The sequence below is a fragment of the [Roseibacterium] beibuensis genome, assembly GCF_039542305.1.
Taxonomy (GTDB): Bacteria; Pseudomonadota; Alphaproteobacteria; order Rhodobacterales; family Rhodobacteraceae; genus Roseibacterium; species Roseibacterium beibuensis.
Window position 1 is genome coordinate 23706 of the sequence record NZ_BAABHW010000002.1, and the last position, 18898, is coordinate 42603.

The 18898-nt window shown below is 65.0% G+C and carries 15 protein-coding genes; 6 read left to right on the forward strand and 9 right to left on the reverse strand.

What is annotated here, in order from left to right; translation table 11 throughout:
- The first annotated feature begins 64 nt into the window (after positions 1-64).
- Positions 65-1480 (forward strand): mannose-1-phosphate guanylyltransferase/mannose-6-phosphate isomerase, encoded by a 1416-nt coding sequence (locus ABD923_RS06510; RefSeq protein WP_259549877.1) that lies wholly within the window; start codon positions 65-67, stop codon positions 1478-1480.
- A 45-nt stretch (positions 1481-1525) separates the two neighbouring features.
- Here ABD923_RS06510 and ABD923_RS06515 read toward each other — a convergent pair whose 3' ends face one another.
- Genes ABD923_RS06515 through ABD923_RS06535 form a run of 5 tightly spaced genes read right to left on the reverse strand, consistent with a single transcriptional unit; the run spans position 1526 to position 6646 of the window.
- Entirely contained in the window at positions 1526-2509 is a 984-nt protein-coding gene (locus ABD923_RS06515; protein WP_259550543.1) for a cupin domain-containing protein, read from the reverse strand.
- A 37-nt stretch (positions 2510-2546) separates the two neighbouring features.
- On the reverse strand, positions 2547-3539 hold the full coding sequence (locus tag ABD923_RS06520) for a nuclear transport factor 2 family protein (protein WP_259550544.1): 993 nt from the start codon (positions 3537-3539) through the stop codon (positions 2547-2549).
- The gene (locus ABD923_RS06525; RefSeq protein ID WP_259549878.1) at positions 3536-4555 is read right to left on the reverse strand and encodes a LacI family DNA-binding transcriptional regulator; all 1020 of its coding nucleotides are present in this window, start codon (positions 4553-4555) and stop codon (positions 3536-3538) included. The genes ABD923_RS06520 and ABD923_RS06525 overlap by 4 nt, the downstream gene beginning before the upstream one ends.
- On the reverse strand, positions 4552-5601 hold the full coding sequence (locus ABD923_RS06530; RefSeq protein ID WP_259549879.1) for an ester cyclase: 1050 nt from the start codon (positions 5599-5601) through the stop codon (positions 4552-4554). The genes ABD923_RS06525 and ABD923_RS06530 overlap by 4 nt, the downstream gene beginning before the upstream one ends.
- A 4-nt stretch (positions 5602-5605) precedes the next feature.
- Entirely contained in the window at positions 5606-6646 is a 1041-nt protein-coding gene (locus ABD923_RS06535) for an ABC transporter ATP-binding protein (RefSeq protein ID WP_259550545.1), read from the reverse strand.
- 263 nt (positions 6647-6909) lie between these two features.
- Here ABD923_RS06535 and ABD923_RS06540 point away from each other — a divergent pair, with 263 nt between their 5' ends.
- From ABD923_RS06540 to ABD923_RS06555, 4 genes are all read left to right on the forward strand, one after another.
- On the forward strand, positions 6910-8148 hold the full coding sequence (locus ABD923_RS06540) for an ABC transporter substrate-binding protein (RefSeq protein WP_259549880.1): 1239 nt from the start codon (positions 6910-6912) through the stop codon (positions 8146-8148).
- Between the two features lie 85 nt (positions 8149-8233).
- Positions 8234-9262, forward strand: a complete 1029-nt coding sequence (locus tag ABD923_RS06545; protein ID WP_259549881.1) for a carbohydrate ABC transporter permease — start codon at positions 8234-8236, stop codon at positions 9260-9262.
- Between the two features lie 4 nt (positions 9263-9266).
- A complete protein-coding gene (locus ABD923_RS06550; RefSeq protein ID WP_222191967.1) occupies positions 9267-10148 on the forward strand; it encodes a carbohydrate ABC transporter permease in 882 nt (293 codons plus the stop codon).
- Positions 10145-11164, forward strand: coding sequence for an ester cyclase (locus ABD923_RS06555; protein ID WP_345229439.1), 1020 nt, complete (start codon positions 10145-10147; stop codon positions 11162-11164). Before ABD923_RS06550 ends, ABD923_RS06555 begins: the two co-directional genes overlap by 4 nt.
- 1 nt (position 11165) lies before the next feature.
- Here ABD923_RS06555 and ABD923_RS06560 read toward each other — a convergent pair whose 3' ends face one another.
- The 4 genes from ABD923_RS06560 to ABD923_RS06575 all read right to left on the reverse strand — a co-directional run bounded on the left by ABD923_RS06560 (position 11166) and on the right by ABD923_RS06575 (position 17555).
- Positions 11166-12296: a CapA family protein gene (locus ABD923_RS06560; protein ID WP_345229440.1), complete on the reverse strand. Its 1131-nt coding sequence runs from the start codon at positions 12294-12296 to the stop codon at positions 11166-11168.
- A 142-nt stretch (positions 12297-12438) separates the two neighbouring features.
- Positions 12439-13647, reverse strand: coding sequence for a winged helix-turn-helix domain-containing protein (locus ABD923_RS06565; RefSeq protein WP_259549883.1), 1209 nt, complete (start codon positions 13645-13647; stop codon positions 12439-12441).
- 48 nt (positions 13648-13695) lie between these two features.
- A complete protein-coding gene (locus ABD923_RS06570; protein ID WP_259549884.1) occupies positions 13696-15606 on the reverse strand; it encodes an acyl-CoA synthetase in 1911 nt (636 codons plus the stop codon).
- Positions 15607-15719: 113 nt separating this feature from the next.
- Positions 15720-17555, reverse strand: coding sequence for an ABC transporter transmembrane domain-containing protein (locus ABD923_RS06575; protein WP_259549885.1), 1836 nt, complete (start codon positions 17553-17555; stop codon positions 15720-15722).
- Positions 17556-17994: 439 nt separating this feature from the next.
- On the opposite strand from ABD923_RS06575, the gene ABD923_RS06580 reads away from it, so the two are divergent.
- Positions 17995-18858 (forward strand): calcium-binding protein, encoded by an 864-nt coding sequence (locus tag ABD923_RS06580; protein ID WP_345229441.1) that lies wholly within the window; start codon positions 17995-17997, stop codon positions 18856-18858.
- The last annotated feature ends 40 nt before the right edge of the window (positions 18859-18898 follow it).

The window sequence follows — 18898 nt, forward strand, 5'->3', positions numbered from 1 at the left end:
TGACGGCGATACAGAACACGACACTGGCTATATGGCGGCTTGGCCCACTGCGAAAGGTGCGTTCATGATCACTCCAATCCTTTTGTGCGGTGGCTCGGGCACGCGGCTCTGGCCCCTGTCGCGCAAAAGGTTTCCCAAGCAATTCGCACAAATCGCGGGCGACTCCTCCTTGTTTCAGCAAAGCGCCCAGAGGTTTCAGGCCGCTGCCTTTGCAGACCCCATCATCGTCACGGGCGACATGTTCCGCTTCATCGCGACGCGGCAACTCGCGGAAGCCGGGATCGCGCATGCAGCCGTCCTGATCGAACCGGATGCGCGCAATACCGCCCCGGCGATCCTTGCAGGCGCGCTTCACGCCGCGAAGAGCAACCCCACGGCTCTCGTTCTCGTCGCGCCATCCGACCACCTGGTGCCTGACGTCGAGGGGTTCCGCGCCGCTGTCGAGATGGGGCGCCCGGCTGCCGAGGCAGGGCAGATCGTCACGTTCGGCATCCGGCCGGAGCGTCCGGAAACCGGCTATGGCTACATCAAGATCAGGTCGTTCGATGATGCGCTTGGCGCAGCATTGGTCGACCGCTTCATCGAGAAGCCGGATGTCGAGGTCGCCGAACAGATTTCCTCGGATGGGGAGCATCTGTGGAATGCCGGGATCTTCCTGTTCCGCGTCGACATATTGCGAGACGCCTTCGCACACCACGCGCCAGAGGTGCTGGAATGCACCCAAGGCGCGCTCGACACCGCCGAGGAGGACCTTGGTTTTCTGCGCCTGGGAACAGAGGCCTGGAAGACCTGCCCGGACGTGTCCATCGACTATGCCATCATGGAGCGGGCGGACAATCTTTGTGTCGTGCCCTATGACGGGGCGTGGTCCGATCTGGGCGAATGGAATTCCGTTTGGCGAGAACTGCACCCGAACGCGGATGGCAATTCCACCTCGGGACCGGTCGAAGCCATCGACTGTTCAGGCAGCTTGCTGCGCAGCGAGAGCGAAGGGCAGGTTCTCGTGGGGCTTGGGCTCAAGGATATCATGGCGGTCGCCATGCCCGACGCCGTTCTGGTCGCCCCACGTGACCGTGCGCAGGATGTCGGCAAGGCCGTGGCCGCGCTGAAGAAGGCCGAATATCCGCAAGCCACGGATTTCCCGCGCGACAACCGGCCTTGGGGCTGGTTCGAGGCGCTGGCCCATGGCTCGCGCTTTCAGGTCAAGCGGGTCTATGTGCATCCCGGCGCTTCCTTGAGCCTGCAAAGCCATCATCACCGGGCGGAACACTGGATCGTCGTCGAGGGGACGGCCAAGGTCACCGTGGACGATGAGATCACCTTGTTGAGCGAAAACGAGTCGGTCTACATCCCGCTTGGGAGCGTTCACCGGCTCGAGAACCCCGGGCTGCTGCCCTTGATCCTGATCGAGGTTCAAACCGGCAGCTACCTGGGCGAGGATGATATCGTGCGTTACGAGGACGCCTATCGGCGCAAGTAAAGGCGCACCCTGCCCGGCCTTCATCCGCGATGGGTCGTGCCCCGGTCACCCGGTCCAGGTCAGGCCCGCCGGATCCCCCGTTCCGACGATATGGTAGAGCGCGGCCTCACCGGTCATGGCTGGATAGGCGGTGTGATCGAGGTCTTCGGGCACACTCATCGTGTCTCCGGGGGCCAATGTGGCCTCGCCAGCCGGATAGAGATCGGTCCCGTCCCAAACCACGCGCCAATGGCCCTTGACCGGCATCAGGACCGAGGGGCGGTCATGGCGATGCATATCCTTGGTCGAGGACGCCCGCGTCAGCAGGCCGACCTCAAAGCCGGGCTTGTCCCGCAGGATGCCGTTTTCGCCGATGACGAGCACCGGCTTGCGGTCGGCCATTGCCACCAGATCAAGGTAGCGTGCCACGTAGCCGGGGATGACCTCCCGCGTCGTCGGCTCGGGGAAGGCCTTGAGGTCTTCGTCCGAGAGGACCGGCATCAGTCCGACTCCATCAGGCAGGCTCTGTCCCTTCTTCGTATCGTAGAGCTTGCCCTCCTCCGACAGGACGAGGCCATGATCGCGCGCGTCCTCGATTACCTGCGGGGCCCAGATCACGCCGCCCCCGGCATCGTCGCCGCCAAGGATCGCCATGATCATCCCGTAGTCTTCACCGATATTCTCGAAGCCGCGGAAAATACCGGTTGGAATGTTGAAGATGTCGCCCGGTTCCAGCACGACCTCGCCCGCGTCGCCCCAACGCCCCCAGAAGAACCGCCAACGGCCCGACAGGACGAAGAACACCTCGGCCGTGCGATGCGAATGCAGGCTGTTGCGGCATTTCGGGGGCTGGCCCGCCGCCCCGATGTTGAAGCCATGCGGGATGGTGATGTGAACATGCTGGTCCGCCGCCTCGGAGACGCCTCCGCCGATGATGGTGAAGTTCTCCTTCTGGTCGCTGCCGGGCGTATGCGCATCGATGAAGGCGGTGCGGCACGGCCGCAGATCGCCGTAACGGACGATGCGGGCTTCCATTTCGGGCGGGGTCATCATCGGGTCTTCCTGATTGGGCGATCGGGTGCGCTCGTCACTCGTCGGCGCCGGCGTAAAGGAGGATCTGCTTCCAGATCGCGGTTTCATCGTAAAGCGTGTAGTCGCGGCGCAGCGTCGGCTCGGTGGTGCCAAGCGTGCCGAATTCCGCATGGGTGATGCCCAGCACGTAGACGGGCGCACCGGTCGGGGCGCCGAACGCGCCCCAGCCTTCGTGTTTGCCCCAGAGGCTCCAGCGGACGGCGGCGCGGGGCGGCATGGTCGGGTCTTCGCGGCCGATCTGGTGCTCGATCGTGAACGCCGCGTTGGGAAAGGCCGCGCGCAGGCCCATCCAGAACCAGTCGGCCGCCTCGATGCCATGCGCGGTCAGGCCGCCGGGGTATTCGAGATGACAGGCGCGGTCATAGACCTGCGGGATCGCGCGCAGATCGGCGGACATGATACGGGTCAGCAGATCCGACAGGCGCTGGCCCCATTCGTTGTCGTTGCCCTTGCCGACATACGGCCCGGGCCGGTCCGTTTCCGGCGTCAGCGGCTTGGTGCAACTCAGCGGTCCGCCTTCCTTCGCGATCAGGTCACGGGCATAGTCCCGCGCCTCCCACCCCAGTTGGCGAACGATGGCGCCCTGGTCTCGGATCAGCCATTCGTCGTCGATCATGTTGTCGCGCGCATGACAGTCCGCGAGGATGCGATAGCCCAGCTGCGCCCCGGTCGCCGTCCCGTAGACACCATCCCCCGAATGGGTCGCCTGGCTGAAGATCCGGTGCGAGGACAGCATCGCGTCCGCGGGGTCGCCGGACCAGATCACGTCCTCGCCCAGAAGGGTGCGGTCCGGAAACTCGGCCAAGGTCGCCATCGTGGCGGCGATCACGCCCTGGTTGCCGGTGACGACCGAGGACGGGGACCGGACCACGATATCCGGCGCATAGTAGTCATGCAGGGTCGAGATCCCGCGATCCTCCCAGATCTCCTTGGTGATCCCGATGATGTAATGGGGAAAGTCGCGGAACTTGGGGTCAAAGCCCTTCATCTTGTCCATCCTTCCGGTATGCGCGCCGAGCCGCGCACGATCAGCGGCCCCGCGATCTCGATTTTCTCGGGCAGTCGGTCCGGGTCCTCGATCTGTCCCAGAACCGTGTCCACCGTCGCCTCGACCATGCGGTTGATTGGCTGGCGCAAGGTCGTCAGATCATAGGCCGGCCAGGCGGCCATCGGCACGTCATCATAACCCACGACCGAAACATCACCCGGCACCGACAGGCCCAGTTCGCCGCGCAGCACGTCCATCACCGCGAAAGCCATGTGGTCGTTGCCGACGAAAATGGCATCGGGTCGCGCGTCCTGCGCCATGATCGTGCGCGCGGCCTCGGCGGCGGCGTCACGCGCATACATCCCGTCGATGGTGGCCACCGGCGTCACACCCGCCTCGGCCAGGCGCGCGACGAACCCCTCGGTCCGGTCGCGCCCGGTCGACGAGCCTTGCCAGCCCGCGATATGGGCGATCCTCTGGTGCCCACCGGCAAGCATGAACTCCGCCACCTTGGCCCCGCCCTCGCGATTGGCCGAGGTGATCGCGCTGAAGCCCGAACCATCCTGCCCCCGGTTGAACATCACGACCGGAATACCGAGCGCCGCACAGCGTTCGGTCAGGTCGGAGGTCATCGCGACCGAGGCCGTGATGATCCCGTCGACCTGGTAGGCCATCAGGTCCTGGATCACCTGTTCGACACCCTCGGCCGAATTCTCGGCCATCATCAGCAGGATGTGGTAGCCCCGCTCTTGCAGCGCCGCCCCCAATCGCTCGATCGCAGCCGGGTAGAACTGGTTGTCGAGATAAGCCACGACCAGGCCGATGATCCGGCTTTTGCCGGTGATCATGGCGCGGGCCAGCGAATTGGGACGGTAGCCAAGCTGCGCCGCCGCCGCGCGCACCTTTGCAATCGTCGACTTCGACGCCGACGCGCCGGAGAAAACCCGGCTGACCGCCGATTGGCTGACGCCAGCCAGCCGCGCCACGTCGATTGATGTCACCTTCGCGTCGGTCATCTTGCACCCGCGGCCATTGGGTCGGGTATGGTGACGGGGCCGATATTGCGGGCCTTGTTGAATTCGGCCAGCCGCCCCAGCACGTCGACACCGACCTGCCGATAAAGGTCGAGCAGATCGACGAGCACCCAGTTCTCGCGGATCAGCCCCCCCTCCAGACGCCAGAAATCGAGGCTGCGCAGCAAAACCTCCCCGTGGCTGGGGGGCAATCCCATCCAGCCGCCGCCGGTCAGGGTGAGGCGCATGTTCGGCCATCCGGTTTCGGCGACAACATCGCCCTCGGCGATCCAGTGCGACATCAGATCCCCCATCGCGTCGAGCTTGCGGTCGGGCATGGCGCGCAGGAACGGGATCTGGTGCCAATGCCGGAACCCGGCGATCCCGCGCCCGGTGCCGATCCCGGCGGGGCCGTACCAGTTGAACCGAGGGTGCCAGTAGCGATCGAGGTTCATGACCTCGGGGTTGCCTTCCGAGGGGTAGCGACACAAATCGGTCAGCATGGCGATGACATGGTCCAAGGCCGCCTGCCCATTGCCCGACAGGTGCAGACCGTCCCCGCTCATCGGGGCGGGCGTACACAGGAACGCCCCCAGTTGCGGCGCCATCGGCCAGGCGCGCGCCTGCATCATCAGTTCGGGAATATCCCAGATCGCCTGCATCTGCGTGACGCGGCCATTCTCGATCCGAAAGAACTCGTGATAGCGCATGTGAGAAAGGTGCCCGGTGGGCGGAATGCCCAGGAACGGCGCCAGGAACGTGCCCATGTAGGTGCCCATGCACCCGATCCAGGCCTGCCCCTGCGGAGTCGTGCCCGCGACCACGATCATGTCGCGCCGTTCGAGGTCGGGCATGGCCTGCAACAGAGGGGCATAGGCCGTACCGAAAAGGGCCTCCGGTCCGACCAGATCCCCGAACGGGTGACACAGATGCAACGTGGCATCGGGCGCAACCACTTCACCCAGGGCCGCGCGTATCCCCTCCGGGGTCGCGGTTTCGGCCGCCTTGCGAAACGGCCCGAGCGTGTCTTTCAGGCGATGCACCTCCATCGGATCAGACCCTTTCGCCCGTGTCGCCATCGAAGACATGGCAGATCGAGGCCGGGATATGCGCGCGGAACATGTCCCCGATCTCGGCCCGGAAATCCTTGGGCGCCTTGACCGAGACCAGCGCGCCGCCGATGCGCACGGTGACCATGGTGCTGTCGCCCAGCAGTTCCAGCGTGTAGATCGGCGCGTGGAGTTCCTCTCCGCCTTCGAGCGTCGCATCCTCGGCGCGGAACCCCAGCGTCACCTTGCCGTCCGGCAGCGAAAAGCCGGGGATGTCCAGCCCCGCGCCGGTGAACACACCGCCCCGCATCTGCCCCTCGACCAGGTTCATGGCCGGGTTGCCGATGAAGCCTGCAACGAAGGTGTTCGCCGGGCGGTCATAGATCTCGGTCGGGCTGCCCACCTGCTGAACCACGCCCTTGTTCATCACCACCACGCGGTCGGCCAGTGTCATCGCCTCGATCTGGTCATGGGTCACGTAGATCGTCGTGACCTGCAATTCGTGGCTGAGGTTCTTGATCTGCGCCCGGGTCGAGACGCGCAGTTTCGCGTCGAGGTTCGACAGGGGTTCGTCCATCAGGAACACGTTGGGCTGGCGCACGATGGCGCGGGCCAGGGCCACGCGCTGCCGCTGACCGCCGGACAGTTCCGCCGGGCGGCGATGCAGGAAATCGGTCAACTCCACCATCTCGGCTGCGCGCATCACGCGGTCCTTATGCGTGGCGGGGTCGATCTTGCGCACCTTCAGGGGGAAGCGGATGTTCTCGTAGACGTCGAGATTGGGGTAGAGCGCGTAGCTCTGGAACACCATCGCCACGTCGCGATCCTTGGGGTCGAGGTCGTTGACGCGCCGCCCGTCGATCAGGATGTCGCCCTCGGTGATCTCCTCCAGCCCCGCGATCATCCGCATCGTTGTCGTCTTGCCGCAGCCCGACGGGCCCAGCAGCACAAGGAATTCCCGATCCGGGATCGTGAGATCGAAGCGGTCGACGCCGACGAAACCGCCCCATCGCTTGGACAGATTGCGCAACTCGATCTCGGCCATGGCAGCCCCCTCGCCCAAGGCGTAGTGCATACGAATGCACTCACGCTATCGCCGATTCTGGAAAACGCGCAAGCCATATTTGAAAGGGGATCACGAATGAGCGCTTCCGAGAAAAAGCTTGCCCGACGCGTGAACCATGCCTCAATGTTGCACACGTATGCAAGCCGCAACTCGATTCGCGACTGCGGCCCGTGACACTTTAAACACGACAAGGCCGGTTGCGCCCCGCAAACCGCGCCGACCATTCCAGGGAGCCTTGTGCCATGACCTTCACCAGACTGACGGCCATTACCCTCGCCGCGACCGCGATCGGCGGTGGCGCCGCGTTGGCCGATTGCGGCATCGAAAACGGTCGCGTCGCGATCCTGTCCAATGACTTTCCCGCCCTGCAGGCCATGGCCGCCGGCGCCGCCGAATGTGCCAGCGACACGGTCGAGGTCTCGGCGAACCAGACGACCGAGCATCGCGACATCCAGGTTGCGGCGCTGACCGCCGATCCGGCGCAATACACCAGCGCGGTCGTCGCCAACTCCTCCATCGTGCCGCTGCTGAACGACGGCCTGATCCGTCCGCTCGACGACCTGATCGCCGAACACGCGCCCGACCTGCCGGGCCTTAACCGCATCACCATCGACGGCGAGGTGATGGCCGTGACCTTCATGGCCAATGCCCAGCACCTCTACGTGCGGACCGACATCCTTGAACAGGTCGGCGCCGAGGTGCCCACCACCTACGAAGAGGTGCTCGACGTGCTGGCCGCCGTGCGCGAGGCCGGGATCATGGACCACCCCTGGGCGATGAACACCGCCTCGGGCTGGAACCTCGGCGAGGAATTCGTGAACATGATGATCGGCATGGGCGGCAGCCTGTTCGAACCCGGCAGCGCCGAGCCGGCGGTCAATTCCGAGGAAGGCATCGCCGCGCTGGAAATGCTGGCGGCGCTGAACGACTATGCCAATCCCGATTTCCTGACCTTCGACAGCAACGCCACGCAGGCCCTGTGGGAGTCGGGCGAACTGGCGATCGCCTACATGTGGGGCTCGCGCGGGGGCGGCATTCTCGATGACGAGGGCGCGGCCGAGGGCGTGGTCGAAAACACGATGCTGGTTGCAGCCCCGACCGTCGGCGGTGGTGACACGCCCGCCTCGACCCTCTGGTGGGACGGGTTCACCATTGCCGCCAACATCTCGGATGAAGATGCCGAGGCCACCTTCATCGCGCTGATGAACGGCCTACGTCCCGAGATCATCGAGGCGAACAACGACGCCGCGGTCTGGCTGCTGGAGGGCTACACGCCCGGCGCACCTGCCGCCGGCGTTTCAGCCACGGCCGAGGCCGGGGCCACCCCCTACCCGATGCTGCCCTATGCAGGCCTGATGCACACCGCGCTTGGCAACGAGCTTGCGCAATTCCTGCAAGGCGAAGAAAGCGCCGAGCAGGCGCTGGCCGATGTCGAGGCCGCCTATATCGCCGCCGCGCGCGAACAGGGCTTCCTCGACTAACACAAAGTCAAACGGCGGGGCGGTCCGAACGCCGCCCCGCCCTCCCCCTCGCCCCGACCCCATCCGCGCCGACGCGAGGCCGCACATGCCCCACCGCACCTTCTTCTGGTTCATCCTTCCGTCGCTGACCGCGATGCTCCTGTTCATCGCGCTGCCCATCGTGTCGGTCGTGATCCAGTCGTTGCATGTCGAACACGAGCAGGTTCTGGAGGTTGTCGAAACCTGCGGCCCCTTCGGCTGCACCGAGGAAACCCGCGTCGACACCGAGGCCACCCGCGCCCTGCGCGAGGCCGAACCGCTGGGGCGCTTCAATGGCCTGGGCACCTATTTCAACCGGGCGCACCTAGCGACCGGGGAACTCGCCACGGCCTGGGCCGAGAGCGACAGCTGGGGCGCGTTCGGCAGCCGCGTGATGAACCTGCCCTTCTACAAGGCGCTGGCTTTCACACTGGCCTACACCTTCCTGGTCACGCCTCTGGTTCTGGTCCTCGGGCTCGCCATCGCGCTTGGGGTCAACGGCTTGCCACAGCGCCTGCGCGGGGTGACGATCTTCTTCTCGCTCCTGCCGATGATCGTAACCCCCCTGATCGGGTCGCTGGTCCTGTTCTGGATGATCGACGCGGACGGCATCATCGGCGCGACCCTGCAACTGCTCTTCGACGATCCGGACCTGTCGCTCAAGGCCTCGCCGACCCTCACCTGGCTGACGCTCTTCGTTTACGGCGTCTGGCACTCGGCCCCCTTCGCCTTCATCGTCTTCTACGCCGGTTTGCAAACCGTGCCCGAGGAAACGCTGGAAGCGGCCATGATCGACGGCGCCAGCCGGTGGGAGCGCGTGCGCTACGTCGTGATCCCGCACCTGATGCCGCTGGTCGTCTTCATCACGCTGATCCAGCTGATGGACAATTTCCGCGTTTTCGAGCCCATCGTCGGCTTCCAGGCGCAGGCCAGCGCCACGTCGCTCAGCTATATCATCTATTCCGACCTGCGGGGCGACACGCAGCAATTCGGCTCGGCCGCTGCCACCTCGGTTCTGACGATCCTTGGCGTGGCGATCCTGCTGACGCCGGTGTTGATCCGCACCTGGCGCGACTTCAACCGCAAGAGGGTCTGAAACCATGGCAGCCGCCGCGCATCGCAAATCCACGGGTCTGATCGTGCTGTCCACGGGTTTCGTGATTCTGTGGCTGATCCTCGCCGCCTTTCCCTTCCTCTGGACGCTCTGGGGCTCGTTCAAGGTGCAGGGCGATTTCTTTTCCCGCGCCGACTGGATGAACGCCATTCGCGGCCCCCTGACACTGGAGGAAACCGGGGCGCGCTTCACCGGGCAGGGCTACTGGGGCGCGTGGATCGAGTCCGGCTTCTGGCGCAACGTGCTCAATACCGGCATCGTCGTCATGGCGACGGTCGTGATCTCGCTGACCTTGGGAACGCTCGGGGGCTACGCGCTGGCGCGGTCGGGCTATCGCTATGCCTTCTGGCTGCTGATGATCGCGCTGGTGTTCCGGGCCATGCCGCATATCACGCTGGTCTCGGGCTACCTGCTGCCGTTTTTCGAATGGAACCTCTGGGGGCATCTGCCGACCACGATCATCGTGCTGGTCGCGATCAATCAGCCCTTCACGCTGTGGATGCTGCATTCCTTCTTCCTGAACATCCCCAAGGATCTGGACGAATCCGCCATGGTCGATGGCTGCACAAGGTTCCAGTCCTTCCGGCTTGTCATCATGCCGGTGATGTGGCCCGGCGTCATCACGACGGGGCTGTTCAGCTTCCTGCTCGCCTATAACGATTTCGCCGTCACCGCGATGCTGCTCAGTCAGGAGAACCAGACCATGGTGCCGCGCATCGCGTCCTTCCTCGGCTCCACCCAACAAGAGGGCAATGTCATGTTCGCCGTCGCCGCAGTGGTCTCGGCCACCGCGCCCCTGTTCGTGCTGATCCTGTTCTTCCAGCGCCAGATCGTCAGCGGCCTGACCGCCGGGGCGGTGAAGGGATGAGGGACGACGTGACCATCGGGTTCCAGGCCGAAAAGCAACTGGTCCGCGACCACTACGCCGCGCTGGCGCACGCCACGCCCGGCACCGTGGCCGAGGTGCTGGCCGAACGGACCGCTCCGGATTGGCACTGGCGCGGCATGCACCCGTTCAACGACCAGAGCGGTGCCGAGGCCGTGGCACGGTCCTTCTGGAGGCCGCTTTTGTCCTCCATCAACCGCATTCAACGGCGCGAGGATATCTTCTTCGCGGGCCTGAACGAGATGGACGGGTTCGAGGGCCGCTGGGTCGTGTCGATGGGCCACCTGATGGGCCTTTTCGATGCGCCGTGGCTTGGCATCCGCCCCACCGGCAAGATCGTCATGCTGCGCTATTGCGAGTTCAACCGGATCGAACAGGGCAAGATCGCCGAAACCGCCTGTTTCTGCGACATCCCCCACCTGATGGCACAAGCGGGACAAGACCCGTTCGCCCCCGCCACCGCCGCCCACCTCGTCCAACCGGGGCCGATGGGCCATGGCGGCCTGCTCTACGAGGGGCAACCGCCCGAGCAGGGGGCCGCGACGCTGGCCGCGATCAACGCGATGATCGGCGATCTGGGCACCTGGGGCCTTGGCCTGCCGCTGGAAGAGGAACTGGCGCGCACATGGGCCGATGACATGATCTGGTGGGGACCTCACGGCGTGGGCGCGACCTACACGATCGAACGCTATGCCAAGCAGCATTCCGGCCCGTTCCGCGCCGGGTTCACCGACCGGGCCAAAACGAAACACCTCGCGCGATTGGCCGAGGGTCATTTCGGCGGCTTCTTCGGCTGGCCGAATTTCACCGCGCGGCCCACCGGCGGGTTCATGGGCCTTCCAGCCACGGACAAGCTGGCCGAGTTTCGGGTAATCGACATCTATCGCCGCGACGGGGACAAGCTGGTCGAGAACTGGGTGTTCATCGACATGCTGCACATGATGAAGACGCAAGGCGTCGATGTGCTGGACCGCATGGCGAGGATCTCGGGCACCTGACCTAGCGGGCGCAGGCCAAGTCCTCGGGCGAGATCACGCGCGCCTCGCCCAGAACGGCGCGCGCATGCGCGATGCTGGCGCCGCCCGTGGAGATCGTCGCGGCCGGCGCGACCACCACGCCCTGGCTGACATAACGCTCCCCGCGCGTCACCAAGGCCCGCGGCGGATGGGCCACGACGCGCCCCTGCCCGTCCCGCGCAAGGTCGAAGTAAAGGATCGCCCCCGTCCTGCGCGGCAAGGCCCATTGCGACGACAGGAAATTGCCCAGCGAATAGGCGACGAAGCCGCGCCGCCCGTCGCTGGCCACGATCTCTTCGATGGGTTGCAGCACATGGGGATGCGCACCGATGACGGCCGCCGCCCCGGCCTCGATCGCGGCGCGCGCCAGGCGCCGTTGCTGTCCATCCGGGCGGGCGCTGTATTCCTGCCCCCAATGCGGGGTCAGGAGGACCGCGTCGATGGCAGGGTCGGCGGCCAGCCCCCGGATCAGGGACGGCACCGAAGGGGAGGACCCGTAACACATCAGCGCCTGGCCATTCGGGTTCGGCAGCCCGTTGACGCTGTAGGTACAGGCGAGGATGGCGACAGTGGCGCTGCCACCGGACATCGGCAGGCGAACGGTCGTATGCCACGGCCCGCCCGTTCCGCGCGCGCGGGTTCCCGTGCTGCGCAACCCGGCCCGCGCAAGGGCCTCAAGCGTGCGGTCCACCCCAAGCGGACCGCGATCGAGCGCGTGGTTGTTCGCGGTCTGCACCACGTCGACCCCGACGCGATCCAGAACACCGGCAATCGACGGGTGGTAATTGAACTGCGGATAGCCCGTGTAGACCCGGTTGTCGAAGACACTCCGCGGCGCCTCGGACGCCGCGCGACCGCCGGGCAGCACGCCCTCGGCGGCAGGCCCCTCCAGGTTCACGACGGTCAGATCGGCGCGCGAAAGATAGGGGGCGACATGCGCAAAGGCAGGTGCAAACCCGTCTGGCCGCGCGGCGGCGTCTTCCTGGATCAGGCGGTGCAGCAGCACATCCCCGGTGGCCGCCACGGTCGCCGCCCCCGGTCGAAAGACGCCCAGATCGACGGGACAGGACCCGCCGCTGCGCGCCACCACATCCGGTCCGCTCCCGCTCGGCACGCAGGCTGCGAGCGCCAGCGCACAGAAAGGGATCAGTTTTCGGATCAGGTGAGCCGTGCCCGACAACCCATTGCCTTCCAATAATTCAAACCGCGTATATCTGTGGATAACCTTTTCGCCGAGGCTCGATCTGTCAACGCGGTCAAGCGGTCGGGCGCAGCCAATCCGTTGCGAATGTGACATCCCCGCATCCCGCGAAACGCGCGATGCGATGCAGCTCGGCCGCCAGCGCCGCCCTGCGCGCCTTGCCCATTTTCACCCCCTGTTCGGGCCAGAAAGCCCGCACATGGAGGCACGCGCGCCCCTGCTCCGCCGCCACGTCGATCCGACCGACCAAGCTGTCGCTCTCCATGACGGGAAAGACGTAGTAACCGTATTGGCGGCGCTCCGCGGGGACGAAAATCTCGATGCGGTACCTGAAGCCGAACAACCGCTCGGCCCGCGCCCGGTCGCGCAGGGCCGGGTCGAACGGGCTGAGCACCCGCAGGCGTTTGGGCGGTTCCGGCAGCGCGTGGATCTCATCCAACGTGGATGGCGTCATCACCGAGCGACGCGTGTGTCCGTCGCGCATTTCCACATCGACCTCGACAAGGTCACCCCGCGCCACCCCGTCGCTGGCCCATCCGCGCGCCTCCTGCGGCGTGACCAAGGCCCAGAAGGCCGCAAGCTCACCCGGCGTGGCAAATCCCAAGCGGTCGAGGGCTGCGGCACAGGCCCAGTGCGTCGTTTCCTCCACGGACGGACGCACATGCCGGGCATCCGCCGGAATAACGCGCTCGGTCAGGTCGTAATGCTTGCGAAACCCCTCGCGGCGCGTGACGGACAGGTCGCCCGACCGCCAGAGGAATTCGAGCGCCGTCTTTGACGGGTGCCAGTCCCACCAGCCGGTCGATTTCTCGGCCCGTTCGCCCGAGAAATCCGCCGAACAGACCGGGCCGTGATCCGCCACATGCACCAGCACGCGATCAAGCTCGGCGTGAAAGGCCGAACCGTGCCAGTCCTTCCAACGCCCATGCAGTCGCGCGCGGTCCCGCTGGAACCGCAAGCGCCAATAGGGAAAGAACTCGACCGGGATGATCGAGGCGTCATGGGTCCAATGTTCGAAGGTCCCCCGCGCACGGTCGTTCAACCAACGTAGGCTCGACGGTTTATAGGCGTTGCGCCGCGACCAGAGGATCAGGTCATGCGCGCGGGCCAGCGTGTTGACGCTGTCCACCTGCACGAAACCCAGCCGGTGGATCAGATCGGCAAGCGCCTGCCCTTTGGCGGGACCGGTCGGCGCCTCAGCCAGCGCGTGCCGGGCAAGAAACAGGTGTCGGGCCGTGCGGTTGGGGATCAAGGGGCGCTGCATGGGGTCCGAGCCTAGCGAGGCCAAGGCCCAAGCGCACCCCCTGACCCGTCAGTCCGCATCCGGGTCGTATTCGCTTTTCCAGCGCCACGGGCGGGTGAATTCGCCCAGGACATGACCCAGCTTTTCTTCATCGACCTGCCCCGACTTTTCGAGATAGGCGACGAGGCCGAGTTTCTTGTCCTCTTTCACCATCGCGACATGGGCGTCGATCCCGTTCTCGGCCAAGGCCTTGTCGTAGACCCGGGTGATGGCGAGCTTGCGCAGATCCGGCTTGAAGATCTTGCCCACCGCCGTCTTGGGCAACTCGGGAAGGATTTCCAGGTGCTTGGGGATGGCCGCGCGTTCATGGATATGCTGCCTGCACCATTCCATGAGCTCGTCTTCCCTGGTTTCGGAGCCGTCGACCAATTCGACATAGACGCAAGGCAACTCGCCCGCGAAGCTGTCCGGCTGGCCGATCGCACCGGCAAAGGCCACGTCATTGTGCCCCGCCAGCGCTTCCTCGATCTCGGCGGGGTCGATGTTGTGGCCGCCGCGAATGATCAGGTCCTTGGCGCGGCCCGTGATCCACAGATACCCATCCTGGTCGATCCGCCCGAGGTCACCGGTGCGCAGGTAGTTTCCGTAATGGAAAAGATCGCGGTTCTTGTCGCTTTCCGTATAGGTCGCCCCTTCGCGAACGCCGGGGTTGTCGACGCAGATCTCGCCGACCTCGTCGATATCGCATTCGATAACCCCTTCAGGGGTTTGCTTGAGGATCTGTACGTTGCAATGCGGGAAGGGAATCCCGACCGATCCGATCTTTTTCTCGCCATGCACCGGGTTGCAGGACACAAGGCAGGTCGCCTCGGTCAACCCATAGCCCTCGACCAGCGTGACGCCCGTCGCCTTCTCGAAGCGGTGGAACAGCTCGACCGGCAGCGGGGCCGACCCCGAAAACGCGGTCTTGACCGAGGACACGTCCGCATTGACCGGGCGCTGCATCTTGGCCGCGATGGCGGTGGGGACGGTGATGATGAACGTCACCTTCCAGCGCTCGACCAGTTTCCAGAAATTGTCGAACACACCATCGCCGCGATAGCCCTGCGGCGTGGGGAAGATGACATGCCCGCCGGACGCCACCATCGCCATCAGGATGACATGCACCGCGAAGACGTGGAACAGCGGCAGAGGACAGATGACGTTGTCTTCCTCGGTGAACAGCAGCGTGTGCCCGATCCACCCGTTATAGATCATCCCGGAATAGCTGTGTTGCGCGACCTTGGGCATGCCGGTGGTGCCGCCGGTATGGAAATAGGCCGCGATCCGGTCGCCCTTGCTGTCTTCGAAGGTCAAGCGGTCGCGCGGATGCTTCGACACCTCGGCGTCCCAATCCACCACGCGGGCATGGTGACCGACCGGGTTCTTGGGGCGAATGAAGGGAATGATGAATTTCTTCAGTCCCGTCATGTACCGCAGCAGGTCGACCTCCAGGACCGTGTGGACATGGGGCGCGTGGCGCACCGCCTCGGCCATCTTCTGGGCCACGTCGGTCTTGGGAAACTCCTTGAGCGTCACCACAACCTTGGCGTTGGTCTCGCGCAGGATGGCGCTGATCTGCTCGGGTTCGAGCAGCGGGTTGATCGGGTTGACCACCCCGGCAATCGCCCCGCCCAGCAGGGTGACGACCGTCTCGGTGCTGTTGGGCAGGACGTAGGCGATCGTGTCGCCTTCCTTGACGCCCAGCGACCGAAAGAGGTTCGCCGCCTGCGTCACGCGGGCATGCAATTCGTTCCAGCTCAGCGTTTCGGCCGGGTCTTTCGGCCCTGAAAACATCTGGAACGTCACCGCGTTCAGCGATCCGTGCTTGTCTTTCGTTCGGCTGAGCATCTCGTAGAGCGTCGCTGCCGGTTGACTGCTCGGCCAGGGCAACTCTGCCTCGATGTCGCGAATATCTTGGGCGTTGGCGAATTTCACCATCGTCTTCGGTCCTCCCCTATCGTCGGCCCGCTTTCTCTCCCCGGGACCGGCGCCGTCGATCAAATGTGGTAAGATTGTCGCAGACGCGCAAGCCTGACGCCGCGAAACATGGCCTATTCCGCTGCGACACCTTCGGTGAATTGCAGCCGGGCGAGACGCGCATAGAGGCCGCCCTGCGCGACAAGGCTGTCATGCGTCCCTTCGGCCACGATCTGCCCCTCGTCGAACACGAGGATGCGGTCCGCCTGCTTCACGGTGGCCAGGCGATGGGCGACAATCAGGGTCGTGCGTTCCTCGGACAGGCGCGTGACCGCCTCCTGAACCAGGCGTTCGCTTTCGGCATCGAGCGCGCTGGTCGCCTCATCCAGCAACAGGATGGGGGCATCGCGCAAAATGGCCCGCGCGATGGCGATGCGCTGTTTCTGACCGCCCGACAGCATCAGGCCACGCTCCCCCACATAAGTGTCGTAGCCTTGCGGCAGGCGCTCGAGGAATTCATGCGCGGCCGCGGCCCGCGCCGCCGCCTCGACCTCGGCATCGGAGGCCTCGGGCCGGCCGAACCGGATGTTCTCGCGCGCGGAGGCTGCGAAGATCACCGGGTCTTGCGGCACCAGCGCCATGGCATGGCGGAACGTGTCGCGCCGCATCTCGGGCAAGGCGACGCCATCCACCGAGATCACCCCCGACGAGGGATCGTAAAAGCGCAGAAGCAGTTGGAAGATGGTCGATTTCCCGGCCCCGGACGGACCGACAAGCGCGACCGTCTCTCCCGGCTGGATGGTAAAGCTGATGCCATCGAGCGCATGGGTGTCCTGGCGCGTGGGATAGGCGAAGCGCACATCGTCAAAGACGATTGCCCCACGCCCCTGCTGCGGCAACTCGCGGCCCGTCTCGGGGTCCTCGACCGTATCGGTGGTGTGCAACAGCTCGACCAACCGCTCGGTCGCGCCGGCGGCACGCTGCAACTCCCCCCAAATCTCGGACAGCGCGCCAACCGCGCCGGCCACCATGATCGCGTAGATCAGGAACTGGATCAGCTCGCCGATCGACATGGCCTCGGCCCGCACATCCCGTGCGCCGACCCACAAGACCCCCACGATCCCGGCAAAGACCAGCGAGATCACGATCACGGTCATCACCGCACGCGTGCCGATCCGCTTCTTCGCGCTGACGAAACTTTTCTCCGTGACAGCGTCGAAAGTCTGGGCTGACGCCCTTTCGTGGGTGAAGGCCTGCACCGTCTGCACCGACAGCAGCGCCTCGGATGCGTTGCCCGAGCTTTCGGCGATCCAGTCCTGGTTCTGGCGGCTCAGCACCCGCAGGCGCCGGCCCAGAATGATGATCGGAACGATGACGACCGGGACGATCAGCAGCACGGCCCCGGTCAGCTTGGCCGAAGTGATCATCATCAGGACCAGCCCGCCGATCAGTAAGAGCGTGTTGCGCAGCGCGATCGACATCGAGGACGAGATCACGCTGAGCAGAAGCGTCGTGTCGGTCGTGATCCGGCTCAGAACCTCGCCGGTCATGATCCGCTCGTAAAAGGACGGGCTCATTCCGATCATGCGGTCGAACACGGCCTTGCGGATATCGGCGACCACGCGTTCGCCCAACCGCGTCACGAGGTAGTAGCGCAGCCCCGTGCCCAGCGCGAGCAGGATGGCGATGGCCAAGGCCGCAAGGAAATACTTGTCGAGAAGCGCCTCGCTTTCCGTTTCGAACCCGTCGACCACGCGCCGCACCGCAAGGGGCAGCGTCAGCGACACGATCGCGGTCAGGACCAGCGCCGCCAGCGCGGCGGCCAACATGCGTTTGTAAGGAACCAGGAATGGCCAAAGGGCGCGAAGGCTGCCGATCCGGCGCGATTTCGCACGTTCCTCGGTCGCAGATTGCGGGGTTGCGACCTCTGCCACCTTTGTGGCCTCGGGCTGTGGCGCGGATGCGTCCATGTCTCTGAATGTCTCTCTGGTCCCGTTCGTCATTCGGGATAGCGTCCGGGCTTGCTTGGCACAAGCCCACCACGAACCGGCCCGCGGGACCGAAGGACGCAGGAATATCCGCCCGGAAAAGGACTCGCCTTAACCGGAAATTCACTTTTTTTGCATATCATCGGCTGGTGTGGGACTTTCACGGGCAGGACACTTGGTTCATAGTGATGCCCGATTTGGGTGTTCATTGATCACAAAGATTTGGAAATAGGGTAATTCGGTGTCTGAAAGCATGAAGTCGTTTTCCAACGAAGAATGGTTGATCCCGCTTTTGGCGGATGACGTGACGCAAACCCGGCGCGACACGGTCATAGCGCCCATGCCCCGTGCAGATCAGCCTGCCGAAGGGCAGTCTCCTGCCGACCGTGACACCGCTCCGCAAGGCAACGGCGCAGCCGCGATGTCGGTCGACGCCCTGATCGCCCAGTTGGAGGAGATGCGTTTTCCGTGGGACCGGATCGGTTCGGTGATGGTTGAATTCGGTCGCGACGGCGATTTCGAGGCTGACGGCAGCGGCGCGGTTTCACACCAACAGACTCGAACTTCACCGTCTTACGAGAACGGAGAGTATCCCCCGACCGGCAGCGACGACGGCACGGATGAGGCCGACGCCTGCGACCTCGACGCCGAACCCGAATTCGCGCATCCGCGCAGCGACTTTGGGCCGCCGCCGTTTTTCAGAGACATTTTCGAGGGCTGGGAGCTTGCCCTTGAAGACCTGCTTGGTGGAAGCGACGATCCGAACGACGACGAGGATGATGGAACGGGCGACGGCGGCGCTAGCGACGAGGAACCCGGCGACGGCGAGGAGCCCACACCGACCGAGCCGGTGACTGAACTGCTCGGCACGGACGAGGGTGAGGTACTCGACGGCGGTGACGGCGTCGACCTCATCCTCGCCGGGGATGGCGCCGACACCATCAACGCGGGCGGCGGCAACGACATCGTGCGGGGTGACGGCGGAGACGACATCATTTCCGGTGCGGCCGGGGACGACACGCTTTGGGGCCAGCTTGGCTCGGACACGTTCGTTTTTGCCGACGGGCACGGCATCGACACGATCGCAGATTTCGATGCGACCGACGCGCTTGAGAAGATCGATCTTTCGGCGCTGACCCTCTTCACGAGCTTCGCGGATCTCGAAGCCGACGGCGTCATGGAACAAGTCGGCGCCGATGTCATGATCGACACCGGAGACGGCAACGCGATCTGGCTGACCGATGTCGCCTTGGCGGATCTCGACGCGGACGACTTCCTGTTCTGATCGGCCGGGATCTGCCGCCCCCAGGGTCAGATGACGCGTC